Annotated in this window: 12 protein-coding genes; 9 read left to right on the top strand and 3 right to left on the bottom strand. The window is 72.1% G+C overall.

Annotated features, from left to right (window positions below):
* Window positions 1-2 precede the first annotated feature (2 nt).
* Genes ACFVTC_RS07800 through ACFVTC_RS07785 form a run of 4 tightly spaced genes read left to right on the top strand, consistent with a single transcriptional unit; the run spans window position 3 to window position 4923 of the window.
* Window positions 3-965 (top strand): ABC transporter permease, encoded by a 963-nt coding sequence (locus ACFVTC_RS07800; protein ID WP_390125055.1) that lies wholly within the window; start codon window positions 3-5, stop codon window positions 963-965.
* Complete coding sequence (locus ACFVTC_RS07795; RefSeq protein ID WP_390125053.1) at window positions 962-2923, top strand: dipeptide/oligopeptide/nickel ABC transporter permease/ATP-binding protein; 1962 nt, start codon at window positions 962-964, stop codon at window positions 2921-2923. The genes ACFVTC_RS07800 and ACFVTC_RS07795 overlap by 4 nt, the downstream gene beginning before the upstream one ends.
* Window positions 2920-3978, top strand: coding sequence for an oligopeptide/dipeptide ABC transporter ATP-binding protein (locus tag ACFVTC_RS07790; RefSeq protein WP_390125051.1), 1059 nt, complete (start codon window positions 2920-2922; stop codon window positions 3976-3978). Before ACFVTC_RS07795 ends, ACFVTC_RS07790 begins: the two co-directional genes overlap by 4 nt.
* Before the next feature lie 9 nt (window positions 3979-3987).
* Window positions 3988-4923, top strand: a complete 936-nt coding sequence (locus tag ACFVTC_RS07785; protein WP_390125049.1) for a dihydrodipicolinate synthase family protein — start codon at window positions 3988-3990, stop codon at window positions 4921-4923.
* Window positions 4924-5053: 130 nt separating this feature from the next.
* Here the strand turns inward: ACFVTC_RS07785 and ACFVTC_RS07780 are convergent, their stop codons facing one another.
* The 3 genes from ACFVTC_RS07780 to leuA all read right to left on the bottom strand — a co-directional run bounded on the left by ACFVTC_RS07780 (window position 5054) and on the right by leuA (window position 9080).
* Entirely contained in the window at window positions 5054-6403 is a 1350-nt protein-coding gene (locus ACFVTC_RS07780) for an exo-alpha-sialidase (protein WP_390125047.1), read from the bottom strand.
* Window positions 6404-6476: 73 nt separating this feature from the next.
* The gene (locus ACFVTC_RS07775; protein ID WP_168528025.1) at window positions 6477-7172 is read right to left on the bottom strand and encodes a TerB family tellurite resistance protein; all 696 of its coding nucleotides are present in this window, start codon (window positions 7170-7172) and stop codon (window positions 6477-6479) included.
* A 186-nt stretch (window positions 7173-7358) separates the two neighbouring features.
* The gene (leuA, locus tag ACFVTC_RS07770; RefSeq protein WP_390125045.1) at window positions 7359-9080 is read right to left on the bottom strand and encodes a 2-isopropylmalate synthase; all 1722 of its coding nucleotides are present in this window, start codon (window positions 9078-9080) and stop codon (window positions 7359-7361) included.
* Between the two features lie 353 nt (window positions 9081-9433).
* On the opposite strand from leuA, the gene ACFVTC_RS07765 reads away from it, so the two are divergent.
* From ACFVTC_RS07765 to ACFVTC_RS07745, 5 genes are all read left to right on the top strand, one after another.
* Window positions 9434-10507, top strand: coding sequence for a M4 family metallopeptidase (locus ACFVTC_RS07765; RefSeq protein ID WP_390125043.1), 1074 nt, complete (start codon window positions 9434-9436; stop codon window positions 10505-10507).
* Between the two features lie 32 nt (window positions 10508-10539).
* A complete protein-coding gene (locus ACFVTC_RS07760; protein WP_390125041.1) occupies window positions 10540-10806 on the top strand; it encodes a protealysin inhibitor emfourin in 267 nt (88 codons plus the stop codon).
* An 86-nt stretch (window positions 10807-10892) separates the two neighbouring features.
* Entirely contained in the window at window positions 10893-12218 is a 1326-nt protein-coding gene (locus tag ACFVTC_RS07755; RefSeq protein WP_390125038.1) for a GH1 family beta-glucosidase, read from the top strand.
* On the top strand, window positions 12215-13480 hold the full coding sequence (locus tag ACFVTC_RS07750; RefSeq protein WP_390125488.1) for an MFS transporter: 1266 nt from the start codon (window positions 12215-12217) through the stop codon (window positions 13478-13480). Before ACFVTC_RS07755 ends, ACFVTC_RS07750 begins: the two co-directional genes overlap by 4 nt.
* A 41-nt stretch (window positions 13481-13521) precedes the next feature.
* Window positions 13522-14331: a GNAT family N-acetyltransferase gene (locus ACFVTC_RS07745; protein ID WP_390125036.1), complete on the top strand. Its 810-nt coding sequence runs from the start codon at window positions 13522-13524 to the stop codon at window positions 14329-14331.
* Window positions 14332-14519: the final 188 nt, after the last annotated feature.

The raw sequence follows: 14519 nt of genomic DNA, 5'->3' as shown, positions 1-14519 counted from the left end.
CGGTGACGGCCATCGTGCGCATCCTGGCCCGCCGGGTCGCCCTGCTCGTCCCGCTGCTGCTCGGCATCGTGCTGTTCGTCTTCCTGGTGATGCGTTTCTCGGACGTCGACCCGGCGTCCGCGTTCTTCCAGGGCGCCAACCCCACACCGCGGCAGCTGCACGACTTCCGGGAACGCAACGGCCTGCTCGACCCCTTCCCCGTCCGCTACGTCCACTTCATCGGCGCCCTGCTCCACGGCGACCTGGGTACCAGCGCGCTGACCCGGGCACCGGTCGTCGACCAGGTCACCACCGCGCTGCCGCTCACCCTCCAGCTGACCTTCCTCGGCCTGGGCATCGCGGTGGTACTGGCGCTGCTCGGCGGGGTCACCGCCGCGCTCCACCGCGACCGGCTGCCCGACCAGGTCATCCGGGTCGTGTCGCTGACCGGGGTCGCGGCGCCGGGCTTCTGGCTGGCGCTGCTGATGATCCAGTACCTGGCCGTGGACCTGGGCTGGTTCCCGACCGGCGGATACGTCAACCCCGGTGACTCGCCGAGCGGCTGGCTGAGAACGATGACGCTGCCGGCCCTGGCGCTCTCCCTGCCGGTCGCCGCGCAGCTCACCCGGATCGTCCGTACGGCCGTGGTCGAGGAACTGGACAAGGACTACGTACGGACGGCGGTCGGGAGCGGCCTGCCGCCGCTGGTCGTGGTCGGGCGGAACGTGCTCCGCAACGCCCTGATCAATCCCCTGACCGTACTGGGGCTGCGGGTCGGCTATCTGCTGGGCGGCGCGGTCGTCATCGAGACGATCTTCGCGCTGCCCGGGATGGGCAAGCTGATGATCGACGCCGTGCAGAACGGCGACCCGGCGGTCGTCCAGGGGGTCGTCCTGACGACGGCCGCCGGCTTCGTGGTCGTGAACCTCGTCATCGACATCCTGTACCTGCTGGTCAATCCACGCCTGAGGGACACCGCTCGATGATCATCACGCGCAAGAGTCTCGCGGTGGCCCTCTCCCGGCCCGGGGTCCGGCTGCGAAGGCTTCCCGTCCTGTCCCGGATCGCCGTCTGCTTCCTGGCCCTCGTCGTCCTGCTGGCCCTGTTCGCCCCGCTCCTCGCCCCGCACGACCCGCTCGACCAGCAGCCCCGGGCCGACGGCAGCGGGCACCCCTCCGCCGGGCACTGGATGGGACAGGACAGCCTCGGCCGGGACATCCTCAGCCGGCTGATGTACGGCGCCCGCTGGTCCCTGGCGATCGGCCTCGGCGCCACCGCGCTGGCCCTGGTCGTGGGCGCGCTCCTCGGCGCGGTCGCGGCGACCTCCCGCAAGGCGCTCGACGAGACGCTGATGCGCTGCCTGGACGTGGTGATGGCGTTCCCCGGGATCGCGCTCGCCGCCGTCCTGGTCGCGGTCTTCGGTGGCGGCATCACGGTCCTGATCTGCGCGATCGCGTTCCTGTTCACCCCGCCGGTGGCCAGGGTCGTCCGGGCGAACGTGCTCGACCAGTACGGCGAGGACTATGTGACGGCCGAGCGGGTCATCGGCGCCCGCACACCGCACATCGTGCTGCGGCACGTGGCCGTCAACTGCGCCGCCCCCGTCCTCGTGTTCTGCACGGTCCAGGTCGCGGAGGCGATCGTCTTCGAGGCGTCGCTGTCCTTCATCGGCGCGGGCGTCCGGCCGCCGGACCCCTCCTGGGGCAGTGTCATCGCGGACGGCAAGAACATGGTGCTCACCGGCGGCTGGTGGGCGACGGTCTTCCCCGGCCTGCTGATGCTGATCACCGTGCTGTCGCTGAACGTCCTCGCCGAGGGGGTCTCCGACGCGTGGGCGGCGCCGCCCGCGCGGGAGGTGGAGACCGGCGGGGACCGGCTGGAGACGCCGGAACCGGGCGGCGGAGCGGTCCTCGACCTGCCGGATCTCGCGCGGGCGGCGGCCCGGCTGCGTTCCCGGGCCCGCCCGCTGCCCACCGGTCCGCCGGTGCTCCGCGTCGAGGACCTCGCCATCGGTTTCGACGCCCGGCACCGGGGCGTGGACATCGTCGACGGGATCGGTTTCGAGGTGCGCCCGGGTGAAGTCCTGGGCCTGGTGGGCGAGTCGGGCTGCGGGAAGTCGCTGACGGCTCTCGCGGTGATGGGGCTGGAGCCGCCGGGGGCACGGGTGCGCGGCCGGGTCCTCTTCGACGGGACGCAGTTGGTGGGCGAGCCGATGCGGGTGCGGCGACGGCTGCTCGGCCACGAGATGGCGATGGTCTACCAGGACGCCCTGTCGTCGCTGAACCCGGCCATGACGATCCGGGCCCAGCTGAAACAGGTGGTGCGCAGGGGCGGCAGGCGCTCCCCCGCCGAACTGCTGTCGCTGGTCGGCCTCGATCCCGGCCGTACCCTGCGCAGTTACCCCCACGAGCTCTCCGGCGGCCAGCGCCAGCGCGTCCTGATCGCGATGGCCCTCTCCCGCGACCCCCGGCTGATCGTCGCCGACGAACCGACGACGGCCCTCGACGTGACCGTCCAGGCGCAGATCATCACGCTGCTCCTGCGGCTGCGCGAGGAGCTGGGCTTCGCGCTGGTCCTGGTCTCGCACGACCTGGCACTCGTCACGGACGTCACGGACCGGGTGGTGGTGATGTACGGCGGCCGGATCGTGGAGACGGGCGTGACGGCGGACCTGGTCCAGTCGCCCGCCCACCCCTACACGCGGGGCCTGCTGGGCAGTGTCCTGTCCCTGGAGTCGGCGGCCACCCGCATGACACAGATCAAGGGGGTCGTGCCCTCCCCCGCCGACTTCCCGGCGGGCTGCCGGTTCGCCGACCGCTGTCCGTCGGCGACGGAGGTGTGCCGGACGACGAGACCCGCCCTGCTGGGCACCCCGGCGCACACGGCGGCCTGCCATCACCCGGCGGTGGTACTGGCGACCACGGAGAGCGAGACCGTCTCATGACCGCACTCGTCCGGCTCGCGGACACCCACGTCGTCCACCGCGCCCGCAGCGGCAGCCTGTTCGCCCGCGACCGGGTGTACGCCCTGACGGGCGTCGATCTCACCGTCGCGCCCGGCGAGACGGTCGGGGTCGTCGGCGAGTCCGGCTGCGGGAAGTCGACGCTCGCGAAGGTGCTGGTGGGCGTCCAGCGGCCGACGTCCGGCACGGTGGCCTTCGGCGGCCGCAACCTCTGGTCGATGAAGCCCGCCGAGCGGCGCGCGGCCGTCGGCGGCACCACGGGCATGATCTTCCAGGACCCGTCGACGGCACTGAACCGCCGGCTGTCCGTACGACGTATCCTGCGCGACCCGCTGGACGTGCACCGGCGCGGAACGCCGGCCGGACGCGAGCTGCGGGTGCGGGAGTTGATGTCCCTGGTGGGTCTGCCCCGGGCCCTGGCGGAGGCCCTGCCGGGGCAGCTCTCCGGCGGCCAGCGCCAGCGGGTGGCCATCGCGCGCGCCCTCGCCCTGGACCCGGACCTGGTGGTGGCCGACGAGCCGACCAGCGCGCTGGACGTGTCGGTCCGCGCCCAGATCCTCAACCTCCTGCTGGATCTCAAGGAGCGGCTCGGGCTCGCGCTGGTGTTCGTCTCGCACGACATCCAGACGGTACGCAGGATGAGTGACCGGGTGGTCACGATGTACCTCGGCCGGATCGTGGAGGAGTCCCCGGCCGCCGAGGTCACCGACCGGGCCCGGCACCCGTACACGCGGGCCCTCTTCTCGGCCACGCCGGGTCTGCTGGCACCGATCGACCCCATCCCCCTGGCGGGCCCGGTGCCCTCGGCCACCCGCCCGCCGACCGGCTGCCCCTTCCGCACCCGCTGTTGGAAAGCGGACGACACGTGCGCGTCCGCCATGCCGGGCTTCACGGCCGCGTCGAACCCCGGACACCGTTTCCGGTGCCACCATCCTGTGGAGGAGGGCGAGTCGACGCGCGACCTGGTGGCACAGGCCGTGGCGGTCTCTCCCCCCGTGGCCGACATCCCCGCCCAGCATCACCAGCATCAGCCCTAGGGAGCCTCCATGCCGATCCCCGCCCCGCTGACCGGTGTCGTACCGCCCGTCTGCACGCCCCTGACACCGGACCGCGAGGTGGACGTCCCCTCGCTCATCAGCCTCGTGGACCATCTGGTCGACGCCGGGGTCGACGGCCTGTTCGTGCTCGGCTCGTCCTCGGAGGCGGCGTATCTGACCGATGCGCAGCGCCGGCTGGTGGTGGAGACGGTGAAGGCGCACCTCGGGGGCCGGCTGCCCCTGCTGGCGGGTGTGATCGACATGACGACCCCCAGGGTGCTCGACCACGTCGCTTCGGTCACCGCGGCGGGGGCGGACGCGGTGGTGGCCACGGCGCCCTTCTACGCCCGTACCCATCCGGCGGAGATCGCCCGGCACTACCGGCTGATCGCCGCGCGCTCGTCCGTGCCGGTCTTCGCCTACGACCTGCCGGTGTCCGTCCACACCAAGCTGGGCGCGGAGCTGGTGCTCGAACTGGCCGCCGACGGGGTGCTGGCCGGGCTCAAGGACTCCAGCGGTGACCTGGGCGGCTTCCGTGCGGTGGTGACGGGGGCGAGGACGCATCCCGGTGTCACCGGATTCAGCGTCCTCACCGGATCCGAACTCGTCGTCGACTCGGCGCTCGCGCTGGGGGCGCACGGGGCGGTGCCCGGTCTCGCCAACGTCGATCCGCACGGGTATGTGCGGATCGACCGGCTCTGCCGGGAGGGGGACTGGGAGCGGGCCCGTGCCGAGCAGGAGCGGTTGTGCGCGTTGTTCGGGATGGTGGGGGTCGGTAACCCCGGGCGGATGGGGAGTGGGTCGGCCGCGCTCGGGGCGTTCAAGGCCGCGCTGTGTCTGCGGGGGGTGATCTCGTGTCCGGCGACGGCGGAGCCGCAGGTGCCGTTGTCGGAGGGGGAGATTGAGCGGGTGGGAAAGTACTTGGCGACGGCGGGCCTTCTGTAGAGGTTCTTCCGCCCCGCCGCCCCTACCCGTCCCATCCTGTCCCTGGGGGCTGCCGCCCCCAGACCCCCGCTTCGGCCTTAAGGGCCTTGTCCTCAATCGCCGGACGGGCTGGATATGCGGGCGCGCACCATCAGCCCGTCCGGCGTTTGAGGACGAGCCCTTCGGGCGATGCGGGGGTCCAGGGGGCGCCGCGCCCCTGGCGGGGGTCTGGGGGCGGAGCCCCCAGGTACGGGATGGGTCGGGTAGGGGCGGCGGGGGCGAGAACAGGGGCTGCGAGCCGTCGGAACTCGATGCGGTCGTACGGGCCCGACTCCCCTGTCTCGTACAGGATCCCGACCCGTCCGGAACCGAGCGGCACGAGATCCGAGTAGGCGGCCGGCCGCGGGGAGAGCGTCGTCGCCTTGGTGAACGTGACACCGGAGTCCGTGCTGCGCCACAACGCCATACCCCGCCGCACGTGCGGCACGGACGGCCCGGAGAAGAGAAGGGGAGCGTGCCGCCCGGTCGGTTGCAGGACGCTCCCCTGGACCACGGGCACCTCGTTCAGCGTCCGCTGGACGGCGTACGGCCGGGACAGCGTCCGTCCGCCGTCACCGGAGTAGGCGTCCAGCCGATGCCCGCCCGAACCCCCCGTACCCTTCTCGTCCCGCGCACTGAAGTACAGCCGCCCGTCGGGAAGTTCGGCCACTGCGCTCTCGTTGACGTTGAGTCGTCCGTCGTAGGAGTCGTCGACGAACCCGAGCCGCCAGACCAGCCCGCCGTCGTCGCTGTAGAGGGCGTGCCCGCCGTAGTACCTGGCCTCCCCGCCGGTGTCGGGGGAGCCGGGCCGCGGCGCGGCGGAGTGGTCGGCGGGAACCACCAGCCGCCCGGCGTGCGGCCCGTGCCGCAGGGCGATCGCGTGCCCGGGTCCCGTGGCGTACCACCGCCACCCCGGCCGCTTCACCGCGCCGGTGATCTCCCGGGGAGCGGAGAAGTGCAGGCCGTCGTCACGGCTCGTCTGGACGAAGACACGGCGGCCGAGTCCCCTCGTGGCTTCCCCCCGCATGATCTGCGCCTCGGTCACCCCGCCGCCGTTGAAGCAGGTGAGCAGGACGACGCGGCCGCTGCGGGGGTCCACGACGGGGGCCGGGTTGCCCCGGGTGTCCCCGTCCCCGGCCGCGACGACCCGCAGCGGACCCCACGTACAGCCGCCGTCGGCGGACCGTCTCAGCACGACGTCGATGTCCCCCGTGTCGCCCCCGCCGTCGTGCCGTCCCTCGGCGAAGGCGAGCACCGTGCCGGCGCCGGTCCGGACGACGGCCGGGATGCGGTAGGTGGCGTAGCCGCCCCGGCCCGCGGTGTACGGCACGGAGGCCGCGCAGTGGGGCCCTGACCCGGAGGCCGCGGACGCGGTCCCGACGGCGGCGGGAGCGGCGAGGAGGCCCGCGGTCAGCGCGGCGGCGAGGCTGCGTCTCAGGGGGGCCTCGCTCTCGCCTCGCACACCACGAGGCGCGCTACGTCACGTAGCTCTCAGATTACCCCGGGTGACCGCCCGCGTGCTTCCGCGCCGCGGTCTAGGACGGCGTGCGCGCCGCGACCAGGAGCCGTGTCACCTCGTCGGCGCAGATCGTCAGCGCCGCGCCGACGGTGGACAGGACGTCCCGTTCGGCGGGCGTGTAGGGCCCGTCGGCCAGGGCGATCCGGGCCCCCTGGAGCAGGATCGATTCACGGCCGGCCGACGCGAGGTGCGGAGCGAGCGGGTCCAGGGCCTCGTGGAGCTCTATCGCGAGGCCCGCCCCGCAGGGTTCTCCGAAGAGCCGGCCGGTGTCCGCGGCGAGGGCCTCGACGAGCGCGGCGAGCTGGTCCTCGGTGCAGTCGTCGAAACCGGCCGAGCGCACCGCGACGGCCGCGGTCTCCAGGGCCGTGCGGGAGCAGGTGCCGCCGGCCGCGAGCACGGCGAGCGCGACGGTGTGGACCGCGTCGCGGAGCATCGCGGAGAAGCGGGTGGTCGTGGGGTGGTCGAGGACGTCCGCGCCGTAGTGACGGCGACAGGCGGCGCATTCGACGACGGGGCCCGTCTCACCGCGCGGCAGGACCGGTACGCCGAGGAGGGTGAAGCGGCGGCGGCCGGTGAGGCGCTGGTAGTTGCGGTCGCCCCCACAGCCCGGACAGAAGAACTCGCCGTCCCCCATGGTGGTCCACGCGGTACGGGTGCCCAGGATGCGGGGAACCTGAACTGCACGACCGTTTCGTCCCCACCCTGGCAGCACCGTCGCACACCTCCGTAACGCCGCGGCAACATCGCCGCGCTGGCGTGATGTTAGCCACATTGTTGAGGTGGAGTCAGTACCCCGGACGAGACCTCTCCGTGATCTTCACGGGGATTGGCCGGTAAACGACGTGGCCCCGCCCGCCTCGAAAGGCGGACGGGGCCAGGAAAACGCCGGTCAGAGTGGTCAGCGGGCCGCGCGGTTGACGGCGGAGACCACGGCCTTCAGCGAAGCTCGTGTCGTATTCGCGTCGATCCCGATTCCCCACAGGACCTTGTCACCGATCGCGCACTCGATGTAGGAGGCGGCCTGCGCGGACGCGCCCTCGCTCATCGTGTGCTCCTGGTAGTCCAGCAGGCGTACGTCGACGCCGATGGACTGCAGGGCGTCGAAGAAAGCGGAGATCGGACCGTTGCCGGTACCGGTCAGGACGGTGTCGGTGCCGTCCACCGATGCCTCGACGGTCAGCGAGTCGATGCCGTCGCGGTCGGTCGTGGTCTGGCCGGTCTTGACCTGGATGCGGCCCCACGCGTTCTCGGGGTTCGGCAGGTACTCGTCCTGGAAGATGCCCCAGATGTCCTTCGGGGTGACCTCGCCGCCCTCGGCGTCCGTCTTGGCCTGGATGATCTTCGAGAACTCGATCTGCATCCGGCGCGGCAGGTCCAGCTTGTGGTCGTTCTTCAGGACGTAGGCGATGCCGCCCTTGCCGGACTGCGAGTTGACGCGGATGACGGCCTCGTAGCTGCGGCCGACGTCCTTCGGGTCGATGGGCAGGTACGGGACGGCCCACTCGATGTCGTCGACGGTGACGCCCTTCGCGACCGCGTCGGCCTCCATGGCGTCGAAGCCCTTCTTGATGGCGTCCTGGTGGGAGCCGGAGAAGGAGGTGTAGACGAGGTCGCCGACGTACGGGTGACGGGCGTGGACCTCCATCTGGTTGCAGTACTCGGCGGTGCGGCGGACCTCGTCGATGTTCGAGAAGTCGATCTGCGGGTCGACGCCCTGCGAGAAGAGGTTCATGCCCAGGGTGACCAGGTCGACGTTGCCCGTGCGCTCGCCCTGGCCGAACAGGCAGCCCTCGATGCGGTCGGCGCCGGCCATCAGGGCCAGCTCGGCGGCGGCGACGGCCGTACCGCGGTCGTTGTGCGGGTGGACGGACAGGCAGACGTGCTCGCGGCGGGAGAGGTTGCGGCCCATCCACTCGAAGCGGTCCGCGTGCGTGGAGGGGGTCGAGCGCTCCACCGTGGCGGGCAGGTTCAGGATGATCTCCCGGCCGGGGCCGGGCTGCCAGACGTCCATGACGGCCTCGCAGACCTCCAGGGCGAAGTCCAGCTCGGTGTCGGTGAAGATCTCGGGGCTGTACTGGTAGCCGAAGGCGGTGCGCTCGTCGAGCAGCTTCTCGGCGTACTCCATGACCAGCCGGGTACCGTCGACGGCGATCTGCTTGATCTGTTCCCTGGAGCCGCGGAAGACGACCCGGCGGAAGACGGGGGCCGTCGCGTTGTACAGGTGGACCGTGGCGCGCCTGGCGCCCACCAGGGACTCCACCGTGCGCTCGATCAGGTCCTCGCGGGCCTGGGTCAGCACAGAGATCGTGACGTCGTCCGGGATGGCCGTCTCGTCCTCGATGATCGAGCGGACGAAGTCGAAGTCCGTCTGGCCGGAGGCCGGGAAGCCGACCTCGATCTCCTTGTAGCCCATCCGCACCAGCAGGTCGAACATCTCGCGCTTGCGGGCCGGGGACATCGGGTCGATGAGCGCCTGGTTGCCGTCCCGCAGGTCCGTCGACAGCCAGCGGGGGGCGACGGTGACACGCTGGTCCGGCCAGGTGCGGTCCGGGATGTCCACCTGCTCGTACGTGCCGTACTTGTGAGTCGGCATGGCGGTGGGCTGCTGGAAGTTCGGCATGATGCGTGGGCTCCTCAGAGGGTGTCCGGAAGGACGGCCGACGGCGCAACGCCGAACTCCGCGGGGAGGGGGTCGGCCTCGACTACAGGCCCTCGCCGCGGCAGCTAAGGAGAAGCAGCCCGAAACGCATGATGCTCCGCAGCCTAGCCGAGCCACGCTCCGTACGGGGGGCTGTATCAGTATGCGGGATCGCGGACCCATAAGGAAGAAAACAGACAAAACGTGCGTCACATCACTCAGGGTGAGGCTTCATACCACCCAGGAGCGGACGGAGGCACTCCCTATCACCGCATTTCACACGATCTTGGTCGCCGGTAGTGACATAGACGTGACTCAGTGCAATCGTGCCGGGCATGACCGCCAACGCGGCAGGCTTCGAGCCTGTCTTCTGCACCATCGTGCCGCCCCACGTCCTCGACACGCTGGCCCAGCACGAGGACCCCGCGCTCTCCGGACCCGCGCGCCGCACCCTGGAGCGCGACGCCTTCGAGCGCACCCACCGCCGGCTGACCACGGTCATCGGCGCGCCCGCGGTCGCAGCACCGCCGGACGCGCCCGCGGACAAGCCGCGGCGCACCGTCTACGACGCCCGTCACCACCAGGACCTGCCCGGCAAGAAGGTCCGCGGCGAGGGCGACGACCCCGGCAAGGACGCCACCGTCAACCGCGCGTACGCCGGCCTGGGGGCCACCTTCGACCTGTACCTGAACGCCTACGCCCGCAACTCGATCAACGGCGAGGGACTTCCCCTCGACGCGAGCGTGCACTTCGACCGCGACTACAACAACGCCTTCTGGAACGGCGAGCAGATGGTGTTCGGTGACGGCGACGGCGAGATCTTCCTCGACTTCACCATCCCGGTCGACGTCATCGGTCACGAGCTGACCCACGGCGTCACCCAGTACACGGCGAACCTCACCTACTTCGGCCAGCCGGGCGCGCTCAACGAGTCCATGTCCGACGTCTTCGGCTCGCTGATCAAGCAGTACACGCTCGGCCAGACCGCGGCCGAGGCCGACTGGCTGATCGGCGCCGGACTGCTCGCCCCGAGGGTCACCGGCCAGGCGCTGCGTTCCATGAAGGAACCGGGCAGCGCCTACGACGACGACGTGCTCGGCAAGGACCCGCAGCCGGCGACGATGGACGGCTATGTGCGCACCGGCCGCGACAACGGCGGCGTCCACATCAACTCCGGCATCCCCAACCACGCCTTCTACCTCGTCGCCCAGGCACTGGGCGGCCACGCCTGGGAGCGTGCCGGGCAGATCTGGTACGACGTCCTCACCGGCGGCGAGCTGCAGTCGCAGGCGAGCTTCGCCGACTTCGCCGAACTGACGGTCGCACGGGCGCGCAGCCGGTACGGGGAGGGCGAGGAACTGCAAGGGGTGACGAAGGCATGGGAGCAGGTCGGGGTCGCGACGTCGTAGCCCCGGCGCCCGATCCGTACTAGACAGGACCCATGCGTATTCAGGTGAGGCGCACGGGCGGATTCGCGGGCATCGAGCGCCGGGCCGAGATGGACACCTCGGGGCGGGCCGACGGCCGTGAGTGGCAGGCCCTGGCCGAGCGGGCGGTCGCCGCCGGCCAGGGCACCCGCCCCGCCGGGGTCCCGGACGGTTTCAGCTACGAGATCACGGTCGACGGCAGGACGGTGTACGCGGCCGACCCGAGCCTCACGGAGGAGCAGAGGGAGCTGATCTCGCGCGTGCTCAAGGAAGGGGCCTGAGAGGGGCCGCCGGGAGAGGGCGCCGCCGAGAAGACGGTAACTCGTGGTTCACGCCCACCCGTTGACTTCCCTTACTGCCGGTAAGGATGATCGCGCGCATGGCGACGAACCCCCTACCGCAGTTCCCGCCCGGCTTCCTCTGGGGCGTGTCCACCTCGGCCCACCAGATCGAGGGCGCCGTCCAGGAGCGCGACCCCTCGGTGTGGGACGCCTTCACCGCCGAGCCGGGCCGCGTCAAGGACGGCTCGACCGCCGCGGTGGCCTGCGACCACTACCACCGCTACCCCGAGGACGTGGCGCTCCTCGCCGACCTGGGCGTGGACGCGTACCGCTTCTCGGTCTCCTGGCCCCGGGTCAACTCCCCCGGCGGCCTCGACTTCTACGACCGGCTCGTCGACGCGCTGTGCGCCGCCGGGGTGCGCCCCGTCCCGACCCTCTTCCACTGGGACCTGCCGCTGGAGCTGGACTGGCTGAACCGGGACACGGCGGAGCGTTTCGCCGAGTACGCCGGTGTCGTGGCCGACCGGCTCGGCGACCGTGTGCGGAAGTGGATCACCCTGAACGAGCCTGCCGAACACACCCTGCTGGGCCACGCGCTCGGGGCGCACGCCCCCGGCAGGCGGCTGCTCTTCGACGCGCTGCCGGTGGCCCACCACCAGCTCCTCGCCCACGGTCTGGCGGTACGGGCGCTGCGCGCGGCCGGGGCCGGCGACATCGGGATCGCCAACTCGCACGGGCCGACCTGGGCGGCGTCCCGGAACCCCGAGGACGTGGCGGCCGCGGACTTCTACGACCTCCTGCTCAACCGGCTGTTCGCGGACCCGCTGCTGCTGGGCCGTTATCCCGAGGGCATCGGTGAGCTGATGCCGGGACACCCCGAAGGCGTCGAGGCGGACCTGAAGGTGATCGCGGAGCCGCTGGACTGGTACGGGATCAACTACTACCAGCCGACCCGGGTGGGCGCCCCGCAGGGCACGGAGATCGAGTTCGGCGGACTGACCCTGCCCGCCGAACTCCCCTTCTCCGTAAGGGAACTGGAGGGCTACCCGGTCACCGACTTCGGCTGGCCGGTGGTCCCCGAGGCGCTGACCGAACTGCTGGTGGGCTTCCGGGCGCGCTACGGCGACCGGCTCCCCCCGGTGGTCATCACCGAGAACGGCTGCTCGTACGAGGGCATCGACGACCAGGAACGGATCGCGTTCCTCGACGGTCATGTCCGGGCCCTGCACCGGGCGTCGGAGCAGGGCGTGGACGTCCGCGGCTACTTCGTGTGGTCACTGCTGGACAACTTCGAGTGGGCGGAGGGGTACGCGCGTCGCTTCGGGCTGGTGCACGTCGACTACGACACGCAAAAGCGCACCCCGAAGGCGTCGTACGCGTGGCTGCGGGACGCCCTGCGGGCGCGGGGATGACGGCGGCGGACCCGGCCGGGACGCCCCTGAGCGCCCTCGCCGAGCCCGTCGAGCGGGTCGGCCGGGGCTGGATCTCGGCGCTCTCGCTCGCCAACGGGGCCATCTGGGTGGGCTGGTACGGCCCGCTGCAGATCCTCCTCGCCTCCCAGGCGGAGGACTTCGCACCCGGCACCGGCCTGTCCAAGGAGACGATGCTGGCGTGGGTGACCGGCGCCGGCGCGGTCGTGTCGCTGGTCGCCAACCCCGTCTTCGGCGCGCTCTCCGACCGGACCACGGCCCGCCGGGGTCGCCGTACGCCGTGGATCGTGGCCGGGTCCGCGGGCGGCGCCCTCTCGCTGCTGCTCCTGGCGGGGGCCGGCGGGATCTGGACGATGGCGCTGGGCTGGTGCCTGGTCCAGCTGACCCTGAACGCCGCCTTCGCCGCGGTCACCGCGGCCGTTCCCGACCGGGTGCCCCGGCTCCAGCGGGGCTCGGTGGGCGGCTGGCTGGGCGCGGCGCAGATCCTGGGCGTGGTCGGCGGGACGGGCCTGGCGACCGCGGCCGGGGGCGTGGGCGGCGGCTACGCGGCCTGCGCGGTGTTCACGCTGGTGGGCGTACTGCCTTACGTGCTGCGCTTCCCCGACCTGCGGCTGCCCCCCGCCCACCGGCCGCCCTGGTCCTGGCGCTCCTTCGCCGCCTCCTTCCGGCTGAGCCCCCGCGACCATCCGGACCTGGCCTGGGCCTGGCTGACACGCTTCCTGATCAACCTGAGCAACGCCCTCGTCCTGCTCTACCTGCTGTACTACCTGCGGGACCGGCTGCACTACGGCGACCCCGAGAACGGGGTGCTGATCCTGACGGCGGTCAACGGTGTCACGCTGCTCGCCACGGTCGTGGTCGGCGGGGTGTGGTCGGACCGGGTGGGCCGCCGCAAGCCGTTCGTGATCTGGTCGGGCGTGCTGATGGCGCTCGCCACGGGGGTCCTGTCCGGCTGGCAGACCTGGCCGGGCGCGATCCTCGCGGCGGCGGTGCTGGGCGTCGGCTTCGGCGTCTTCACCTCCGTCGACTTCGCCCTGATGACGGACGTGCTGCCCACGGCCCTGGACCGCGGCAAGGACCTCGGCGTCATCAACGTCGCCAACGCCCTGCCCCAGGTGGCCGCACCGGCGCTGGCGGCCCCCATCGTGACGTACCTGGGCGGCTACCGGATGCTGTACCTGGTGGCGGCGGTGATCGGGCTCGCGGGGGCGGTGCTGGTACGGCGGATCAGGGGCGTCGACTGAATTCGGGTGCCCGGACGGCGCCGTTCGTCTTGGATGACGTCATGACCACCGTGCACACACCGCTGGAACGGCTGGAGCGCTACTACGACGCGGTACCGCGCGCCGCCGCGCGGACCGAGGACTTCGGGCCGCTGACCCTCTTCGTGCGGGAGCCGGGCGGCTGGCCTTACTACGCGCGCCCCACGCTGGACCGGACGGGTCCGGCGGCCACCGTCGCGGACGTGGACCGGGTGCGGGCGCGGCAGCGGGAGCTGGGGGTGCCGGAGGCCTTCGAGTGGGTGGCCGAGGTGACGCCGGGCCTGCGGGCGGCCGTCGAGGCGAGTGGGCTACGGGTGCACGCGCACCCCCTGATGATCCGCGACCAGGACGCTCCGCTGCCGGGCCCGCACCCGCTGGTCCGCGTCCTGGGACCCGAAGACCCCTTCCTCGCGGGCGCGTTGGCGGTGCCGCACCTCGCCTTCGCGGCGCCCGGCACCGCGGTGGGCGAGGCCGGGGCCGAGGCACTGGCCGCCGAGATCACCGCCCGCGCGGGGGAGGTTCCCGCCACCGCGGACCGTATCCGGGCGGGCCGCGGCGTTCTTGCCGCGGCGGTCGGGGAGGGCGTCGCGCTCTGCTCCGGGATGCACCTCCCCGTCGGCCGCGTGAGCGAGATCGTCGGTGTCGGCACCCTGCCCGCCGCACGTCGTCGCGGTCTGGCCTCGGGTGTCACCGCCGCGCTGGTGGCGGACGCGCGCGAGCGGGGTGTCGACACCGTGTTCCTGTCGGCCGGGGACGACGACGTGGCCCGTATGTACGCCCGCCTGGGCTTCCGGCGCGTGGCCACGGCCCTGATCGCGGAACCCGTGGAGTGACCGGGGGCCACCGGCCCCGACCGCGCTCCGCGGACGGATGGACTTCGGCCACTTTCGCCGCCCCGCCGAGGAATCCCCCGGGTGTCCCTTGCCATCCCACGCCGCTCGCGCATCAATGGAACCGTAAGTTCCGACGGCCCGTCAGATACGCCGAGCGGCATCCCGCACCCCGCCCACGGACGGTCCGC

The organism is Streptomyces sp. NPDC057950 (genome assembly GCF_042887295.1).
Lineage (GTDB): Bacteria > Actinomycetota > Actinomycetes > Streptomycetales > Streptomycetaceae > Streptomyces > Streptomyces kaempferi.
The sequence above is the reverse complement of the archived record's forward strand: the minus strand, read 5'-3'. Positions and strand labels throughout refer to the sequence as shown.

Bases quoted from the DNA above. Each gene is read 5' to 3' on its own strand.
- leuA (WP_390125045.1), bottom strand. From the start codon at position 9,080: ATGCCGAACTTCCAGCAGCCCACCGCCATGCCGACTCACAAGTACGGC.
- ACFVTC_RS07750 (WP_390125488.1), top strand. From the start codon at position 12,215: ATGACGGCGGCGGACCCGGCCGGGACGCCCCTGAGCGCCCTCGCCGAG.
- ACFVTC_RS07755 (WP_390125038.1), top strand. From the start codon at position 10,893: ATGATCGCGCGCATGGCGACGAACCCCCTACCGCAGTTCCCGCCCGGC.
- ACFVTC_RS07760 (WP_390125041.1), top strand. From the start codon at position 10,540: ATGCGTATTCAGGTGAGGCGCACGGGCGGATTCGCGGGCATCGAGCGC.
- ACFVTC_RS07745 (WP_390125036.1), top strand. From the start codon at position 13,522: ATGACCACCGTGCACACACCGCTGGAACGGCTGGAGCGCTACTACGAC.
- ACFVTC_RS07765 (WP_390125043.1), top strand. From the start codon at position 9,434: ATGACCGCCAACGCGGCAGGCTTCGAGCCTGTCTTCTGCACCATCGTG.
- ACFVTC_RS07795 (WP_390125053.1), top strand. From the start codon at position 962: ATGATCATCACGCGCAAGAGTCTCGCGGTGGCCCTCTCCCGGCCCGGG.
- ACFVTC_RS07785 (WP_390125049.1), top strand. From the start codon at position 3,988: ATGCCGATCCCCGCCCCGCTGACCGGTGTCGTACCGCCCGTCTGCACG.
- ACFVTC_RS07790 (WP_390125051.1), top strand. From the start codon at position 2,920: ATGACCGCACTCGTCCGGCTCGCGGACACCCACGTCGTCCACCGCGCC.